The sequence below is a fragment of the Nocardia caishijiensis NBRC 108228 genome, from assembly GCF_001612825.1.
Taxonomy (GTDB): domain Bacteria; phylum Actinomycetota; class Actinomycetes; order Mycobacteriales; family Mycobacteriaceae; genus Nocardia; species Nocardia caishijiensis.
Window position 1 is genome coordinate 139,446 of sequence record NZ_BDBE01000029.1, and the last position, 16,422, is coordinate 155,867.

Annotated in this window: 15 protein-coding genes; 5 read left to right on the plus strand and 10 right to left on the minus strand. The window is 68.2% G+C overall.

What is annotated here, in order from left to right; translation table 11 throughout:
* The first annotated feature begins 30 nt into the window (after positions 1 to 30).
* The 3 genes from NC7_RS12085 to NC7_RS12095 are packed head-to-tail and all read left to right on the plus strand — an operon-like array spanning position 31 to position 1,753.
* Positions 31 to 522, plus strand: coding sequence for a DUF6301 family protein (locus tag NC7_RS12085; protein WP_067982144.1), 492 nt, complete (start codon positions 31 to 33; stop codon positions 520 to 522).
* Positions 519 to 1,001: a TY-Chap domain-containing protein gene (locus tag NC7_RS12090; RefSeq protein ID WP_067982147.1), complete on the plus strand. Its 483-nt coding sequence runs from the start codon at positions 519 to 521 to the stop codon at positions 999 to 1,001. The genes NC7_RS12085 and NC7_RS12090 overlap by 4 nt, the downstream gene beginning before the upstream one ends.
* Positions 998 to 1,753, plus strand: coding sequence for a hypothetical protein (locus NC7_RS12095; RefSeq protein WP_067982149.1), 756 nt, complete (start codon positions 998 to 1,000; stop codon positions 1,751 to 1,753). Before NC7_RS12090 ends, NC7_RS12095 begins: the two co-directional genes overlap by 4 nt.
* 22 nt (positions 1,754 to 1,775) lie before the next feature.
* Here NC7_RS12095 and NC7_RS12100 read toward each other — a convergent pair whose 3' ends face one another.
* The 5 genes from NC7_RS12100 to NC7_RS12120 are packed head-to-tail and all read right to left on the minus strand — an operon-like array spanning position 1,776 to position 4,904.
* Complete coding sequence (locus NC7_RS12100) at positions 1,776 to 2,348, minus strand: hypothetical protein (RefSeq protein WP_067982151.1); 573 nt, start codon at positions 2,346 to 2,348, stop codon at positions 1,776 to 1,778.
* 40 nt (positions 2,349 to 2,388) lie between these two features.
* Positions 2,389 to 3,882 carry a hypothetical protein gene (locus NC7_RS12105; protein WP_067982154.1) on the minus strand — a complete coding sequence of 498 codons (1,494 nt, stop codon included), beginning with the start codon at positions 3,880 to 3,882 and terminating at the stop codon, positions 2,389 to 2,391.
* Positions 3,883 to 3,884: 2 nt separating this feature from the next.
* The gene (locus NC7_RS12110; RefSeq protein WP_067982157.1) at positions 3,885 to 4,196 is read right to left on the minus strand and encodes a type VII secretion target; all 312 of its coding nucleotides are present in this window, start codon (positions 4,194 to 4,196) and stop codon (positions 3,885 to 3,887) included.
* Positions 4,197 to 4,236: 40 nt separating this feature from the next.
* Positions 4,237 to 4,536 (minus strand): YbaB/EbfC family nucleoid-associated protein, encoded by a 300-nt coding sequence (locus NC7_RS12115; protein WP_067982160.1) that lies wholly within the window; start codon positions 4,534 to 4,536, stop codon positions 4,237 to 4,239.
* Positions 4,537 to 4,547: 11 nt separating this feature from the next.
* Positions 4,548 to 4,904, minus strand: coding sequence for a hypothetical protein (locus NC7_RS12120; protein ID WP_236573260.1), 357 nt, complete (start codon positions 4,902 to 4,904; stop codon positions 4,548 to 4,550).
* Between the two features lie 253 nt (positions 4,905 to 5,157).
* Here NC7_RS12120 and NC7_RS12125 point away from each other — a divergent pair, with 253 nt between their 5' ends.
* A complete protein-coding gene (locus NC7_RS12125; RefSeq protein WP_067982162.1) occupies positions 5,158 to 5,547 on the plus strand; it encodes a hypothetical protein in 390 nt (129 codons plus the stop codon).
* Positions 5,548 to 5,606: 59 nt separating this feature from the next.
* Here NC7_RS12125 and NC7_RS12130 read toward each other — a convergent pair whose 3' ends face one another.
* The 5 genes from NC7_RS12130 to eccD all read right to left on the minus strand — a co-directional run bounded on the left by NC7_RS12130 (position 5,607) and on the right by eccD (position 14,331).
* Positions 5,607 to 6,863 carry a hypothetical protein gene (locus tag NC7_RS12130; protein WP_157101955.1) on the minus strand — a complete coding sequence of 419 codons (1,257 nt, stop codon included), beginning with the start codon at positions 6,861 to 6,863 and terminating at the stop codon, positions 5,607 to 5,609.
* Positions 6,864 to 6,883: 20 nt separating this feature from the next.
* Positions 6,884 to 7,234: a hypothetical protein gene (locus NC7_RS12135; protein ID WP_067982168.1), complete on the minus strand. Its 351-nt coding sequence runs from the start codon at positions 7,232 to 7,234 to the stop codon at positions 6,884 to 6,886.
* A gap of 144 nt (positions 7,235 to 7,378) precedes the next feature.
* A complete protein-coding gene (eccCa, locus tag NC7_RS12140; RefSeq protein WP_067982171.1) occupies positions 7,379 to 11,443 on the minus strand; it encodes a type VII secretion protein EccCa in 4,065 nt (1,354 codons plus the stop codon).
* Positions 11,444 to 11,455: 12 nt separating this feature from the next.
* Positions 11,456 to 12,853 carry a type VII secretion-associated serine protease mycosin gene (gene mycP, locus NC7_RS12145; protein WP_067982175.1) on the minus strand — a complete coding sequence of 466 codons (1,398 nt, stop codon included), beginning with the start codon at positions 12,851 to 12,853 and terminating at the stop codon, positions 11,456 to 11,458.
* The gene (eccD, locus tag NC7_RS12150; RefSeq protein ID WP_236573258.1) at positions 12,850 to 14,331 is read right to left on the minus strand and encodes a type VII secretion integral membrane protein EccD; all 1,482 of its coding nucleotides are present in this window, start codon (positions 14,329 to 14,331) and stop codon (positions 12,850 to 12,852) included. Before eccD ends, mycP begins: the two co-directional genes overlap by 4 nt.
* 242 nt (positions 14,332 to 14,573) lie before the next feature.
* Here eccD and eccA point away from each other — a divergent pair, with 242 nt between their 5' ends.
* Entirely contained in the window at positions 14,574 to 16,406 is a 1,833-nt protein-coding gene (gene eccA, locus NC7_RS12155; RefSeq protein WP_067982177.1) for a type VII secretion AAA-ATPase EccA, read from the plus strand.
* The last annotated feature ends 16 nt before the right edge of the window (positions 16,407 to 16,422 follow it).

The window sequence follows — 16,422 nt, forward strand, 5'->3', positions numbered from 1 at the left end:
GCGCAGGCAGGGGAGGAACAGGACGCGGATATGAAACGCTGGGAAACACTGTCGGAGAACGAAATCGCCGAGCTGGCCACCCGCCTGCGGAACCTGGACTGGTCCTGGCAGATGACCGACGTCGACGCGCTCGCCGCGGATTTCGGCTGGGAAGTCCAGGCCACCCGCCCGGACTCGGTGCGCCTCGACGTCGGCTTCGGACGAGGCAGCGGATCGGTGCGTGGCTATCGCGGTGCGGCGACCAAGATCGACCTGGCCGTCACCGCGTTCATCGGCGAGACCACCGACACCCGAACAGCTGTCCGGGACACCTTCGCCGCGATGGTCACCGCGATCACCGGCGCGATCGGCGCACCGACGAGCAGGTTTCCCGGCGAGTACGCCGAAGTCCGCTGGGCGGGTCAGGACACCACGCTCCGACTGGTCGAGATGACGAGCAACATCCACCTGTATCTGCACACCAACACCGACTTGGCCGCTCACGACGAAACCGTGCGGCACCAAGAGCAGGGATTGCCGTGACCGACTGGACCGACTTCGCCGACGGTCTCGCACAGCAACTGATGCTGCTACCGGCTGGTGCTTTCCTCGTGATCTGCGCACCACATCCACCCCACGATGCCCGCGAGTTCGTGCAGTTCGCACAGACCGATGACGAGCTCTACGGCCAGCTCGCGGGCGACGAGTGGCTCGACGAGAGCGACCGCCGCACTCCCGACGAACGTCGGCTGCTCATCGAAACCGGTTGGCAGCAACCCCATCCCGATCATGTCGACAACTGGTGGGTCGAACTTCCGTGGCCCGCGCCCTCGACCGGCTATCGGAAACTGGCATCCATGGCGGTTGTCGGCTTACGCGATGTCTTCGGCATCACCGCACCGGAACTGCTCACCTACCGGGCGTGGAACGGCAGGGCGGGCAACAGGGCGCTCGACCTTCCGCTGCTCGGTCTGGACTCCACGAACTCGGGCGACGACGCAGAGGATTCATCGCGACAATGAACGACGGCACTTTCGAGTCGGAGCGTAGAAATCTCCTCGACGCGGGAAACCGGATAGTCGAGCTGTACAAATCCGCACCCGACACCGAAGAAGGCGACGCGATCATCTACGACGCCTTCGAATACTTCGAACGATACGTCGAACTGCTCCCCGAAGTGGTCATCTCGCGGTGCCCGTTCACCAGGGCGACCGTCCGCTGGCCGATGGACGACGTCGATCTCGACGGCTGGTACTGGGAGTACGACAAGCCCCACCGCCGACGGCTCAGCAGCGTGCCACGCACGTGGCTCGCCATGGGCGGTGCGGTCCGTCTCGCCGAACCCATTGCCCCCGCGCCCTTCACCCGCAGGCCCGGCCCCGACGTTCCGTACGTCCTCCCCCCGATCCTGAACCGCCCGACGGTCCGTGCCGTGGTCACCCAGATCGCCATCGGTCCACACACCGGGTGGGCGACCACTTACTACAGCACCACCCGCGATCTGGGAATTCCACTCGAAAATACTTGGGGCACCGATAGATACGACACGTACGACGAGAGCGGGAGCTGGCGCGGCTGGGATGAACACACCTGGGCGGACAGTGATCACGACTTCGACCTACGCCCCTGGCTCAACATCGGCAAGTTGCTCTGGATCGCCCCCGACGACCCCACCGCGACACTGCGCGAAGGGGTAGCCGACTGCCCCTACCTCGACCTTGGGGGAACCCGGCGGCGTCAGCGGATCGACGGTGGGACCGTCACCAGATACTGACCACCGCTACAACAGTTCGCGATCACCGCGACTGATCATGGGCGAGGAAGGCTTCGGCTTCTTCGCGAAGACCGGTCGGGGCAGGCTCCCAGGTCGGACTCGCCATGAATTTCCTGAGTGCTTCCCGTTTCTCATCGTCGGATGCGGTGGTGACCTGCAGGACCGACCACAGCTCGGGCAGCGTTCGGGCCGGTAGATCCCACCGCATCGTGCGCAACCAGTCCTCGTTGCGCGTTTCGGTGGCAACACTGGGACGTTGCGCGTGGAACACCCGGCGCTCCACGACGTCGAAACCCACGGCGCGGGCCGCTTCCTCGGCGAGTTCCTGCCAGTGGGAGATCTCGGCGGAGGTCAGTTCGGTATCGGCGGAGGTATCGAGGTAGATGGACCACTGGTCCTGCTCGATCCGCCACAGTTCGAGCTGGGCGGCCCGGCCCTCGGCCAAGCGCACCTCCCGAACTCCGAACTCCGCGTCCTCACGATCGGTCAACCGGCCGACCCGGCTCAGCCGCAACGTGGCTCGTAAGGTCTCGAGACCTGCCTGGTCCAGGCGCCCCGCCAGCCGAAGCCGCAGATGCCGTGTGCGTTTGCGCATCAGTCTCCGATCCTCTCGAACGAATCCCACCGGGCGCGGATCAGACCACGAGGCTGCCCGACGATTCGTCGAACGTCTCCTCGTCCGCGCCGATCACCGGCATCGACGTACCGCTCACAGCACCGACGAGCTCGTCGCCGTGTGAACCGGCGACCAATCCCGTGCGTTCGGGGTCGTGTGTTCCGGCGTCACCCGCGCGACGTGCGGCGCCCGCGCCTGGAACCATACCGCCCGGTGCACCGGCCGTCGTCTGGCGTGCGGAGTCCGCGGCCTGGCCTGCTGCTGCCACGTCGATGCTCTGTCGGGCGGCGAGCGGGGTGCTGCTGAGCGGGGAGCTGCTCGGTGGCATGCCGCCGAGTCCGCCCATGCCTCCCATACCGACCATGCCCATGCCGCCGCCACCGCCGCCCGCCCCGGCGGACGCGGCGCTCGGGTCGGTGGCCGGCGCGGTGGTGCTGCCGTCGTCGGCGCCCGTGCTCGCGCCGAGGTTCTCGGTGAGACTGTTGGCTTCGGACAGTTCGGAGGACACCGTTTCGCCGAGTTGGGTGGCCGCGTCGGTCAGGGAGCTCACCACATCGGCGCCGGTCGACACCGCTTCGGTCGCGGCGTCGACGCCTTCGCTGACCGCGCTGGTCGCGCTGCTCGCCAGACCCGACAGCGCTTCCACGCCGGTCGAGGCCATGCTCAACAGCGGGGTCGCCACATTGAGCGCGGTGGTCAGACCGGAGATGACGTTGGGCGCCTCGGTGACGGCGATCTTCTGGCCCGCGGCCGTCATCTCACCGGCCTTGGTGGTCAGCGCCGCTTGGGTTTTCGTGACGATCGCGACGCCCTCGGCGATGCTCTCGTTGGCCAGCGCGATCGCGGCGGCCTGCCCGGGCGGAGTCCACAGAACCGGTGCGAGCGCCGTGATACCAGCGACGAAACGGGCGATGACGGCGTTGATCTCGGCCAGGCCCGTGCTGACATCGGCGGCGCCCGCCGCGACCAGCTGGTTCATCTTCTCCGCCTGGGCGGCGGTATCGGTGGTGTTCTGGGCGACCTCGGTGGACTTGGTCGCCGCGGCATCGGCGCCGGTGCCCTCCCACAGCGCGGTCGCCGCCGACAGCGCGTCCTTGGCCAGGTCGACCACTGTCGAGAGGGTGTCGGTGATGCCGGACAGCGCCGAGGTGGGATCACTGCTCGAACCGCCGGTGGAACCACCACCGGACCCGCCGCTCGAGCTGCCGCCGGACCCACCGGTGTTGCCGGTGCCGAACGCGGACGCCAATTCCAGCACCGGCTCGATCAGGCTCGACAAGGGGATCGCGGAGGCGGCCTCGGCCACCGAGGACAGGTCGGGCAGCTGGGGAAGCTGCAACGAACTGAGCGCGTCCGGGACCGACATGTCGAGCAGCGATCCCAGCCCGTGGGCTTCCAGCAGCTCGCGGATGATCTCTTCGACGGTCTGTGGTGTCTCGCCCTCGGCGGTCTGGGTGGCCGCGGCGGGATCGGCGACCATCCCTTCCGCGGGCGCGCTGTCTTCGGTCGCCATGGCTACGGCATGACCGTGGTGAAATCGGCCGCCGAGGAGACTTCGGTGGTCTGGTACGCCCCGGCGGCGCTGAGCGCGGCGGCCGAGGTGGCGGCGTGCACCGCCGCGATCTCGCCGATGGTGCTCAGGTGGTTGCCGGAGGCGACCGCGAACGAGGCGAGGAAGTCCTGGCCGATGAGGCCGAAGATCGGCACCGCCGCGGCGACCATGCCCGCGGCACCGGCACCGGCGCTCGCGACCTGACCGGCGAGAGCGGCGTGCTCACTGCCGAATTGGGTGATGGCGGCCTGCGAGGTCTGCAGCACCTGGTCCATGGAATTCTCCTTCAAGCGTGGATGAACAAAGTCGACAAGGTCAGGATGTGGTCGCCTCGGTGAATTCGGCGATGATCCGGTTGTGTTGTTCGAGTGCGCGTTTCGCGCCTGCCTCCGCCGCCGCGACAATCGCGGTTTCGAACTCGGCGGCCGTCAGCGTGGAAATGTCCTCGGTCAATTCGAGATCGACCAGCGCGCCGGTGCCGTCCATCACGACGATCACCGCGCCGTCGGCGGCGCCGACGCGGACCCGGATCGCCGCGAGCTGATCACTCAGGTCTTGCAGCCGGTAGGCCTTGCGCATGACCCGATCCATCAATTCGTCCATCGAACGAACCATGATCGCTCTCCTCAGTTCGCCGGGGACCAGATCTGCGGATCGGCACCGTATCGCTGTTCGTACTCGAATTCGGCCCGGGCGACCTGCTCGCGCGTCGGCATACCGATGACCGCGAGCGCTTGCGCACTCATTCCCGCGGCTTCCAGCTGCGCCCGCCTGGCGAGGGCACCCCGGTCGGCGGCGCGACGGCACAGCGCGACGATCTCGGCGGCGAGGTCGTCGGGCTGTCGATAGAGTTCGTCCTGACGGATCCGTAACCGCACCGGCTGGCCGCGTTCGGTGGTCCGCACCGCGATCGCTCCCGACGCGGAGGTCGCGGTGAAAGTCGGCAGATCGGACTCCGGCGCGCCGGAATCTGGCTGAACCACGAGATTTCCCCCCTGAAAGATCTTGCTCTGTACAGCATTCCGCATATTTCCCGAATGGGCAACCTTTGCCGCGACATCGAGCGACCTCGCCCGTGCGCCCCGAAATGGTGGCTACGAAAATGCAAGACCCGAACTGCCACAACGGGTTCGAGCCCGGAGCGAGTTATGCTCACGAACGCATCGACGATCGCCGGAGCAACCACGGACTTCCACCGTGGAAACAATGGGGAAATTGCTCCGTGAAAGGAAGCACATGCTGGAACTCAAGCCGGTCGGCATCTACCGCGAAATGTATCGCAGCGGTCATGCCGACCTACCGTCGCTGCGCGAGGCAGGGGCCACCGGGCCCCTCGACGACCGTGGCCGGATCATCGAATACATGACGGCGGCCACGCCGGTCTTCGACGTCATGGGCAGCGTCACCGACCTGTTCGACGCGAATGCTTCGATCACCAGCGGACAATCCCTGATCTCGGACGGCACCTGGCTGTGGCGGGTCGACTCGATCCATTATCTGACGCGGTACGACCTGGAGATTCCGGCGGAATTCGTCGACCATGTGCGCGCACGGAACTACCGGCCCGCGGCGGATGTCGATCTCGCCGACGAGATCTACGACGCGGCCATCACCGCCTACTTCTGACCCGGCGACGGTGCCGGTTCACACCACCCTCTGGATGGCGAACCGGCACCGAGACAGCATCACACGGAGAGGTCGACCTGCGTCGATCGGGGTGCGCGCTGCGCGGCGGCGCCGACCACCGGCTGGGCCGTATCGGCGATGTCGCCGATGACCTCGTCACCGTGTTCGCCGGTGACGAGGTTGGTGCGCAGGTCGAGACCACTGCTCGCATCGCCCGCCCGGGCCGCGTTGGCCATGCCTGCGAGCGGCATCATGCCGGGACCACTGGTGACAGCGCCGCGACCGCCGCTCGACGCACTGGCGGTGGCCGCCTCGGTAGCGGCACCGGTGGTGGTGGTACCGCTGGTGGAGCTACGGCCACCGTTCCACGCGCCGAGAGCCGGTGCGACCGCGCCCAGCCCGCCGATACCGCCGACCGCGCCACCGCCTGCGCCCATACCACCGGCACCCGCCGAGACACTCGAATCCTGCTCGAGCACTGGTTCTTCCACCGTGGTGGTGTCGGTGGTCGTCTCACCCGTCAGCGCGGAGGTGAGCTGTTCGGACACGGTGGTAGCCAGGGAGAACAGCGGCGTGATGAGGCTGGACAGCTGCGACAGCAGATCCGAGGAATCCATGCCGGACGGTGCGCTCGTGACATCCACCTTGGTGCCTGCCGCGTTCATCGATGCGGTGTGCGCGGTCAGTTCCGCCCGGGTCTGCGCGACGACCGCCAGCGCTTCGGCACCGGCCTCGGCGGCCAGACCGAGCAACGCGGCCTGACCACCGGGGGTGGCCACCAGCGGAGCCGCGGCCGTCGCGGTGGCGATGAACCTCGCGGTGATGGCCGTCAACTGGGCGAGTCCCTTGGCAACCGAGGCCGCCGCCTGGGTGACGACCGACTTCTGTTCGGCGCTCTGCGCCGCGACCTCGGTCGAGTCCTGCTGCACCGCCTGGGCTTTCGAGGACGCGGCGTCGGCGCCCTCACCTTCCCACTCCTGCATGAGCGTCTGTAAGGCGCTCACCCCGACTTCCAGCGCCGCCTGCACGATGGTGCCCGCGTTCGACAACGCCTCGGTGGGATCGAAGGCCGTGCCGGTCCCGATCTGCCCGGTGCCGAAACCGGCGGCCAGGTCGGTGAGCGGTTGGACGAGCGCCGACATGTCGATCAGGGGCAGCGCGGGCAGATCCGGCAACGCGGGCAACGCCGGAAGTTGCGGCAGGGCAGGCACTCCCATGTTCGCGAGAGCCGAACTCACCGGGAGATCGAGCGCCGGACCGATCGCGCTCGCACGCAACAGCTCCATGGCCGAAGGCTCGGTGGCTACCGTATTCATGACAATCTCCTAGTGATAGATCACACCGACCGCAGCCAGCTGTCCGGCTCGGTGTCGTAGTCCTGCTCGGCGACGACCTCCGCAGCCGCCACCGACTCCGGCGTCGGCAGACCCAACGAAGTGAGGACATCCGAGCTCACCCCGGCGGCGGACAACTCCGCCCGCCGCGCCAGGGCCGCGCGACCGGCCGACTGCTTGCACAACCGCAAGACCTCGGCGGCCAGCTCACCCGGCGGACGACGCAACTCGTCCGCTTCGATGGTTACCCCGAGCGGCAACCCCTGTTCGGTGGTACGCACCTCGATCGCCCCCGTTCGCGACAGCGCGAAGAACACACCTGCGTGCGACGTCGACTCCCCATGTGCTGACATCGATCCTGCTCCCCTTCGAATCCCCACCCGAGCACTGTTACGCACAGCGTTTCACGCCGACGATACCGCGATTATGAGCCGTAACATAGTGCGTGGCAGAAGATTTCATCTACTCCTCGAGCAGCGGGGTCGCGCGCGGCGTGATCAGAGTGGTGGCAGGTCGGCGATCTGCACGAGTTCGACACCGAGACTGCGCGAGACGAGGGTGCCTCGCCCGGGTGGCATCTTGCTCGGGCGCACGTCGCCGATCAGCTTCCCCTCGTCGCGTGAGCCGCTCATGATGAGCGTCTGCACCGACATGTTCTTCATGCCGCCGAGTACCGAGTCGAACAGCGCGCGCGAGGCGCCGCCGATGCGCCGGGCCACGATCAGGTGCAAACCGATGTCGCGGGCCTGGGGCAGGTATTCGAGCAGGGGTGAGAAGGGGTTGGTCGAACCGGTGACCACCATGTCGTAGTCGTCGACCACGACGAAGATCTCCGGGCCCGACCACCAACTGCGGTCGCGCAACTGCTGCTGAGTGATGTCGGCACCGGGGATGCGCTTGCTCAGATAGCCCGCCACCTCCGAGATCATCGGCCCACAGGTCTGCGACGAGGTGGAGTACCCGGCGAGCTGGTCGCCCTCGAGCACACCGAGCATGGTGCGCCGGTAGTCGATGAGGATCACCCGCGCCTCCTCGGCGGTGGACTGTTCGGCGATGCTCATCACGATGTTGCGCAGCAGGGTTGTCTTGCCGCATTCCACGTCGGCGAACGCCATGAAGTGCGGTTCGACGGCGAAATCCAGGACCAGCGGCTGCAATTCGGATTCGCCGAGCCCGACGACGACCTTGCCGCGGTCGAGGGTGACGCCCTCGGCCCTTGCGGCGGCGACCACCTGGTCGCGGGGCACGCTCAGGGGGAGCATGCGCACCTCCGGCGCCCGCCTGCCCGGATACAGGGCGGTGAGTTCCTCGCGGGCGCGGGTGACACCGTCGGCGATGGTCGTCGGGTCGGAGTCGGAATCGAGCCGGGGCAGGGCGATCAGCATGTGCAACTGCTCGGGCGTGAGACCTCGGCCCGGCCTGCCGACCGGAACCTGATGGGCGGTACGCCGATTCATCTCCGAGTCGCCGGGGTCACCCAGGCGCAGCTCGAGTCGGGTGCCGATCTGGTCCTTGACGACCGGGCGGATCTCGGCCCAGCGGGACGCACCGATCATCAGGTGGATACCGAAGGAAAGACCCTGGGTGGCAATGGCGTTGATCTGCGGTTCGAGTGCCTCGAACTCCTCGCGGATGGCGCTCCAGCCGTCGACGACGAGGAACACGTCGCCGAACAGGTCCGCGGCCAGCGGATCGCCCGCCGGGGCCTTCGTCCCGTTGATCTGGCGGGCCTCGAGCGCGGAGAATTTGCGCCTGCGGAACTCGGCCATGGATTCGATGCCGAGTTCGGCGAAGCGCTCCTCACGCTGACGCATCAGCGAGGTGAGTTCGGCGACGGTGCGGCGCACCCGGTCGCTGTCGAGTCGACCGGCGACCGAACCGACATGCGGAACGCCGACCAGACCGGCCATACTGCCGCCACCGAAGTCGAGGCAGTAGAACTGCACCTGTTCGGGGGTGTGGGTCGCGGCGGCGGCCATGATGATGGTGCGCAGCGTCGTCGACTTGCCCGACTGCGGACCACCGACCACGGCCACATTGCCCTGGGCACCGGCGAGACTGATGGTGAGCACGTCGCGACGCTGCTCGTAGGGCTTGTCGACCACGCCGATCGGCATCCACAGCTGACCGTGCCGGTTCACCGGCGACCGCCAATCGGGGTCGGGCAGCAGCATGTCGGCGGTGGGCGACTCGTCCAGCGGCGGCAACCACACCTCGTGGGCGGGGCGGCCGTGGCCGGTGAGCCGCTTGACGACGACGTCGAGCAGCGAATCGGGGATGCCTTCCTCACCGGTGGCGGCGCCGCTCGGCGGCGGGGGCGGCAGTTCGGGCATGCCCTGCTGCGCCGGTGCGTCGACGTCCTCGATCGCGGCCTCGGCGACCTCGACCGGCGCGGCGGTGAACTCGACCAGCCGTTGCCGACCGACCGGGGCGCCGTCGTCGTCCACCACGGTGCCCGCGGGTGCGACGTAAGGGCCCGACACATAGCTCGCGTTGAACCGGAGTGGTTCGGACGCATCGCTTTTCAGGTAACCGGCGCCGGGCACGCTCGGCAGGTGGTAGGCGTCGGTGATGCCGAGCACCGCGCGGGATTCGTTGGCCGAGAAGGTGCGCAGGCCGATCCGGTAGGACAGGTGCGACTCCAGGCCGCGCAGTTTGTTCTCCTCGAGCCGCTGCGAAGCCAGCAGCAGGTGCACGTGCAGCGAGCGGCCGAGGCGGCCGATCATCACGAACAGTTCGGCGAAATCCGGTTTCTGCGAGAGCAGTTCGGAGAACTCGTCGACGACCACGAACAACGCCGGTAGCGGATCGAGCGGAACGCCCGCGGCCCGCGCCTTCTCGTAGTCGGTGACGTTGGCGTAGTTGCCCGCCGAGCGCAACAGTTCCTGGCGGCGGTTCATCTCACCGGCCAGGGCGTCCTTCATCCGGTCGACCAGCGAGAGTTCTTCCTCGAGGTTGGTGATGACCGCCGCCACGTGCGGCAGCGAGTCGAGGCCGAGGAAGGTCGCGCCACCCTTGAAGTCGACGAGTACCAGGTTCAGCGCGTCGGGCGAATGCGTGGTGACCAGCGAAAGAACCAGGGTGCGAAGGAATTCCGACTTGCCCGAGCCCGTGGCGCCGATGCACAGACCGTGCGGGCCCATGCCGTTCTCGGCGGATTCCTTGATGTCGATCTCGACGGGTGTGCCGTCGGGAGTGATGCCGATGGGCACCCGGAGACGTTCGCGCGCCGTGCGCGGCCGCCACACCTTCGACGGGTCGATCTGCGCGGCATCGGGAATCTTGAGCAAGGCCATCAGCCCGGGGTCGGCGGTGGTCCCCTCCCCCAGGCTCACGATCTGGGCCGCCGTGGCCAGCCGGTACCTGGCCAGGGTGCGCGCGAAGGACTCGGCCTCGGCGATGCTGACGGCATCGGCGGTGGCGAACCGCTCCACGCCGGAGGCGCTGCGCGCCGACACCTCGCCCGCCTCGGCGACCAACTGCAGGCCGCGGCGCGCGGCCAAGCCGTTCTCGGGGGCGGTGAGGTCGAGGACGGTCACCGAGTCCAGGCCGGATTCGCTGATGAGGCGTTCGTTGCCGCTGACGTACCCGTCGTCGATGATGACGACCAGATGCAACCGTCCCTGGGTCGGTTGCGGATTGCGCATGAAGCGGCCGCGTTCCATCAGCTCCGAGGCGAGCGCGGTCTCGAGTTCACCGAGCGAGGTGTACATCATCCGGGCCGAGCCGAGACCGTCACGCTGATTCGGATGTTGCAGGTGCGGCAGCCATTTCGCCCACGCCCACGGCCCGTCGGGGTCGGCGCAGACGATGGCGACGGCGAGGTGGTCGGGGCCGTGGAAGGTGGCCAGCTCCATCAGCATGGAGCGCACGAGCATCCGCGAATCCTCGGTGGGACCAGCGATATTGATGGCCGGGAAGGCGCGCAACGACACCGCGGTCGGCAGCTCGTGCACCACGGAGTGGGTGCGCACGAAGCGACGAAGGGCCACGGTGGAGACGGGTTCGAGGTCTTCGAGGGGGCCGGTCTCGGGGCGGGCCAGTTTGGTGGCGAGCCGATGGCTGCCGACCCCGACCCGGACGTGGCCGAAATCCGGATCGGCCGGTCGGCGCTCCCACATCCGGCGGCCACCGATCAGCGAGGGCAGGTCGGCGGGCTCCGGATGACTCCAGCCCAGCGCCTCGAGCTGCTTGCCGCCCGTGCGCCGCACATCCTTGCGCACCTGGTCGAGGTAGCGGAAGTAGTCCTTGCGCTCCTCGTTCAGTTCGACGGCCCGCTTGCCGCCGCCACCGCGAACACCGGCCATCATGCCCGCCATCGACATGATCATCATCATCGGGAACATCATCGACATGGGGTTGGCGAGCATGTTGCGCCCCATGGTCGCCATCATCGCGATCATGCCGATCACCGCGACGATCATCACTACCGGCATGATCTTCATCATCAGCGGCGCGGGCAGCGCGCGCGGCACTTCGGGCGGCGCGGTGAGTGCCACCTCGCCACCCGGCGCGCGCGGCGGCGCGATCCGTGGGCGACGGACGAAACCTTCGGTAGCCATGGTTCCTTTCGATTACGGCTCGAGCTCGAGCTCGGCCCGCTTTCGTCGGTAGGGGTAGGCGAGGCCGAGCCCGATGACCAGGCCACCGAGCGCCACGGTCGTGCCGATCACGGCGATGCGGCGCGCGCGGGGGTCGGGGCCGGGCGGCAGCACCGGCGCGGCGACCAGGTGCGGTACGTCGGCGCCCGCGGCGACCGGCTGGTCGGGCAGTTGCGCGGTGAGGGCGGCCAGCGGGTCGATCAGGCCGTGGCCGATGCCGTCGTCGCGGCCGTTGCCCGGTCCGTGCGCGGTGCGGGTGATGCGGTCCATCACCTGCTGGGCGGTGAGCTCGGGAAAGCGTGCACGGACCAGTGCGGCAAGCCCGGCCACGTACGGCGCGGCGAAGCTGGTGCCCTCGATGGGCCGGATGCCCTCGGTGGTCTGTACGCCGTCGACCAGCCCGGTTCCGCCCGGCTTGCTGTCGAGGGAGACGATGTTGCGCCCGATCGCGGCGACGCTCACCCACGGTCCGCGCAGCGACAATTCCGACGGCCCGCCGTCGGCGTCGACCGAGCCGACCGTCATCACATAGGGCGCGAACCAGGCGGGGCTGGCGACGGTACTCACCGACGACCACCCCGACGACTTGTTCTGCTCTTTGCACGCCCCGTCGGTCTGGACATTGCCCGCCGCCGCCACGACGACGACATTGCGGTCGTAGGCGTATTTCACGGCGGCACCGAGCGAGGCGTCGGCGGTGTCGGAACCCGCTGGGCTGCACGCTACTTCGGAGATGTTGATGACGGTCGCGCCCATGTCGACGGCGCGGACGACGGCGGCGGCGAGGGTGAGCACACTGCCGTACCCGTCGTTGCTGATCTCACCGGGGTCCTGGCCGCCCTGTTTGTTCACCGGCTCGAAGGCGAGGCTGAGCTGGCGGATGGACAGGATCTTGGCATCGGGCGCCACGCCGACGAAGGCGTCGTCGGGGCTGGGGTCGGCGGCGATGATCCCGGCGACCAGGGTGCCGTGCCCGTCGCAGTCCTCGGTGCCGTCGGAGCCGGAGACGTAGTCGCCGCCCGCCTCCAAATCGGGTAGTCGCGGATGGCGTTGCACGCCGGTGTCGATCACCGCGACCTTCTGCCCCGCACCTCGGCTGAACTTCCACGCCGAGGCCAGGTTGAGCACCTGCTGGGAGATGGGCGGTTCCGACGGCGCCGGACCGGTGAGCAGCGGTTCACTGCACAGCGCCGACGGTTCGGTGGGTTCCAGCGGCGCCGGGCGACCGCTGAGGGCCGCGGCCGCACCGAGCGCGCCACCGTCGATCTGCGGCGGCGAAACGGCCCGGGCCGGACCAGCGAAGCCGAGGCTGGCACCGAGAATCAGACTGGCACAACCGAATCGGAGCGCCCGGCGACCGGAGCCACTCATATGTTCCTGGCCATGGAGTACACCCCCATGATCCACAGCACGAGCGGAATCAGCGCGATGATGAGGATGTACTCGAAGATCTCGATGGCGCGCCTGGTCACCGGCGACACCTCGATCGTCGGTCCGATGACGCCGAAGCCGATCGTGCCCGCCGCGAAGGCCAGCAGGCCGACGGCGAAGATCTCGATGCTGCCGCCACCGAGCGCGAGTCCGACGATCAGCGCGACGAACGCGACACAACCGCCCGCGATCAGGGTGGCCGCCTGCACCAGGTCGGCGAAGGAGCGCCCGCGCAAGCACAGGATTATCGCGGTGGCGATCGCCAGCACGATCCCCTGCCAGCGGGCCGAACCGAGCGGGTCGGCGGCACCGAACGCGCCGAGGGCGGCGGTGGCGGCGCAGGCGATGACGAGCCCGGACTGGTACTGGTTGGCCGCGCGCGCCCGTTCGCCGAGGCCGCTGGCCGACGGCAACGCGGTGGCACCGATCGCGCCGATGCCCTCGATGGTCGGGCGCGGTTCGTGGTCGGCCGGGTCGATCGCCGCACCCGCGGTCGGCACCGGCGGCACCGGGAGCCGACCGAGCAGGGCGGACATTCTCGGTGCCATGGACAGGATCGCGATGCCCGCGAACAGCAGGGCGGCCGAGAGTTTCGGCAGCGCCGGATGCCAGATCAGGTACACCGCGCCCGCGACACAGCCGATGATGCCGAGCGAGGCCGCGGCGGTGAACACGGTGAGCCCGCTGGCGGTGACCCGGTAGCCGACCACGGCGGCGACGATCGTCACGGCCGCGCCGAGCAGCAGGTGCGGACCGCCGAGCGTGCCGGGTACGAAAAGGGCCGCGCCGCCGAACAACAGCAGTAGGGCGTCGAGCGACAACCAGTCGGCGGTGAGCCGGTCACCGTACTTGCGCGCGGCGATACCGGCGACGGCGAGCGCGAGCACACCGAACCCGGTGAGTCCGAAGGCGGGGGCGAGCGGGTCGCCGTCGCCGCGCGCGATCACCAGCAGCACCAGTGCGGTGAGCACGGTGACGGTCGACGCGACCAGGCCGAGCCAGCGGGCCGCTACTCCGGTCCAGCCCCGGAACTCCTCGGTGGTCAGGCGCGAGACCGCGTCGATCACGTCGTCGAACAGCGCGGGCGCTTCCTTGGCCGACACCGAGCGGAGCACGAGCAGTTCGCCGTCGTAGACGTCGGCCTCGGAGAGGGTGCGGCTCGGGGCGATGGCGTCGCGGCCGATCCGGGCCAGGGTCCAGTGCTTGGCCCGCAGGGCGCCGGGTTCGTCCTCGGAGTCGGTGGGGTCGGGGTTGCGCGACTCGATGAGCTCGACGAGGTCGCCGATGAACCCCGCGATCGGAACCGTCACGGGCAGACCGACATCCACCTGGGTGTTGCCGCCGATCACCGACACCCGGCACAGATCGGGTTCGAGTGAACGCTGATTCGCCGCCGGTGCGTCAATCACGGTGCGCACCCACCGTCCACGAGTTGCCGTTCGCCCGTTCGATCCCGAAACACCGCACGAGGCGGAACACCCCCTGAGTGAACAACTCTGACACCAGCCAAGAACTCTCACACGTAGAAGACAGTTTGCGTTGCGACCTCTCGGCAGCTGAACCTAATGTAACGGACAGACCAGACCCCCGCGATCGGTAGTCTGGGTAATAAGTGAACAGCGCAGAAACCACAAACCAAGACTTCGGGGACTCGACAGAAATGACCGGCAATCGCCAAGCTCAGCGTGCCTTCGACGCCGGAATCCTGTCGTTGGGTCTGTCCATCGAGGGACAGGAATCCAAACGTGATGTGGAGTACGCGAAACTCGCGTTCCAGCGGGCGACGGAGTGGGATCCCACGATGTCGGACGCCTGGCTCGGCCGAGCCGCCGCGGGCGAGGTGACCAAGGACGTCCTGTTCAACCTGTACAAGACCGCTGGCAGCAGTCTGTACCGCGAGCAGCGCAGGCTCGGGCTGGCGCCGCGCGCGCTCGCCGGTCGCTTCCTGCCCGGTCTCTACATCGACTATCCGCTGGCCAGTTACACCGAGGTCGCGCTGGCCTGGGCCGCGCAGCTGATCGCCGACAAGGACTACGACGAGGCCGAGCGCACCCTCGACGAGCTCGCCGCCCACCGCGCCGGGCTGCTCTCGGACCCCGACAAGGACGTCGACAACCGGATCAGCGCCTACATCCGTGGCGTGCTGCACTACAACACGCAGCGCTGGCCCGATGTGATGACGGTGCTGGCCGGTTCGGCCGAATGGGACGACCCGTATCTGGCGGCGGGCGCGCACGTGATGGTCGGTACCGCCTGCGCGCAGCTCGGGCTGTTCGGCGAGGCCATCCGCCGGATGGAGGCCGCCGAGCAGGGCCCGATCCCGATGGCCCGCTCCACCGCCATGTTCTGCCGCGGCTTGTGCCTGCGCGAGACCGGCAGCGAGGACGACGCACAGGCGCTGTTCGAGAAGGTGTATTCGCAGGCACCGGATTTCAGTGCCAACACCGCCGCCATGCGCGACCGCACCTACCGCATCACCGTCACCAGCCGCGAGTCCATCGACGCCCGCACCGACAAGTGGGATCCCGCGACCGCGCCGTCGCTGCAGGCCATCGAGCAGGCCGAGACCGAGGACCGGGCCAAGCGGGTACTGGCCGAGGCGCGCGCCGAACTCGACAACCAGATCGGTCTGGTCTCGGTGAAAACCCAGGTGGCCAAGCTGCAGTCCTCGGCGCAGCTGGCCAAGATCCGCGCCGAGAAGGGACTGGCGTCGGCGGCTCGCGGCCAGCACCTGGCCTTCACCGGTCCGCCGGGAACGGGTAAGACCACCATCGCCCGGGTGGTCGCCAAGATCTATTGCGGTGTCGGCCTGCTCAAGACCGACAAGGTCGTCGAGGCCAAGCGGGTGGACTTCGTGAGCCAGAACCTCGGCGGCACCGCCATCAAGACCGAGAAACTGATCGACACGGCCATGGACGGTGTGCTGTTCATCGACGAGGCCTACACGCTGATCCAGACCGGCCTGTCCGGCGGCGACGCCTTCGGCCGCGAAGCCGTCGACACCCTGCTGGCCAGGATGGAGAACGACCGCGACCGCCTGGTGGTGATCATCGCCGGATACGACGGCGAGATCGACCGCCTGCTCGCCGCCAACGACGGTCTGGCCTCACGGTTCTCCAAACGCCTGCAGTTCCCGTCCTACACCCCGGAGGAGCTCGGCCAGATCGGGCAGGTGATCGCGAAGAAGCGTGACTCGCAACTGTCCGACGACGCCGCCGCGCTGCTCGTCGAGGCCTGCGGGCACCTCTACGCGCAGGAGAGCACCGATCAGAGCGGGCAGCCGCGCCGTGGCGTCGACCTCGCCGGTAACGGTCGCTTCATCCGTAATGTCATCGAGGCGGCCGAGGAGGAACGCGAATTCCGGCTCGCCAACGACGATTCGATCGATCTCTCGGCGGTGGACGAATCGGTGCTGATGCGCATCGAGGAACCTGACATGCGTACCGCGCTCACCAGCCTGTTGAGCACATTGAATGTGAATTGGCCTGCCTGACAGGCGAATTCAGGGC

What these genes read in the sequence shown, in the direction of transcription:
- eccCa (WP_067982171.1), bottom strand. Translation starts at nt 11,443, where the DNA reads ATGGCTACCGAAGGTTTCGTCCGTCGCCCACGGATCGCGCCGCCGCGC.
- NC7_RS12135 (WP_067982168.1), bottom strand. Translation starts at nt 7,234, where the DNA reads ATGTCAGCACATGGGGAGTCGACGTCGCACGCAGGTGTGTTCTTCGCG.
- NC7_RS12110 (WP_067982157.1), bottom strand. Translation starts at nt 4,196, where the DNA reads ATGGACCAGGTGCTGCAGACCTCGCAGGCCGCCATCACCCAATTCGGC.
- NC7_RS12085 (WP_067982144.1), top strand. Translation starts at nt 31, where the DNA reads ATGAAACGCTGGGAAACACTGTCGGAGAACGAAATCGCCGAGCTGGCC.
- NC7_RS12105 (WP_067982154.1), bottom strand. Translation starts at nt 3,882, where the DNA reads ATGGCGACCGAAGACAGCGCGCCCGCGGAAGGGATGGTCGCCGATCCC.
- NC7_RS12100 (WP_067982151.1), bottom strand. Translation starts at nt 2,348, where the DNA reads ATGCGCAAACGCACACGGCATCTGCGGCTTCGGCTGGCGGGGCGCCTG.
- NC7_RS12125 (WP_067982162.1), top strand. Translation starts at nt 5,158, where the DNA reads ATGCTGGAACTCAAGCCGGTCGGCATCTACCGCGAAATGTATCGCAGC.
- NC7_RS12130 (WP_157101955.1), bottom strand. Translation starts at nt 6,863, where the DNA reads ATGAATACGGTAGCCACCGAGCCTTCGGCCATGGAGCTGTTGCGTGCG.
- NC7_RS12115 (WP_067982160.1), bottom strand. Translation starts at nt 4,536, where the DNA reads ATGGTTCGTTCGATGGACGAATTGATGGATCGGGTCATGCGCAAGGCC.
- mycP (WP_067982175.1), bottom strand. Translation starts at nt 12,853, where the DNA reads ATGAGTGGCTCCGGTCGCCGGGCGCTCCGATTCGGTTGTGCCAGTCTG.
- eccA (WP_067982177.1), top strand. Translation starts at nt 14,574, where the DNA reads ATGACCGGCAATCGCCAAGCTCAGCGTGCCTTCGACGCCGGAATCCTG.
- NC7_RS12095 (WP_067982149.1), top strand. Translation starts at nt 998, where the DNA reads ATGAACGACGGCACTTTCGAGTCGGAGCGTAGAAATCTCCTCGACGCG.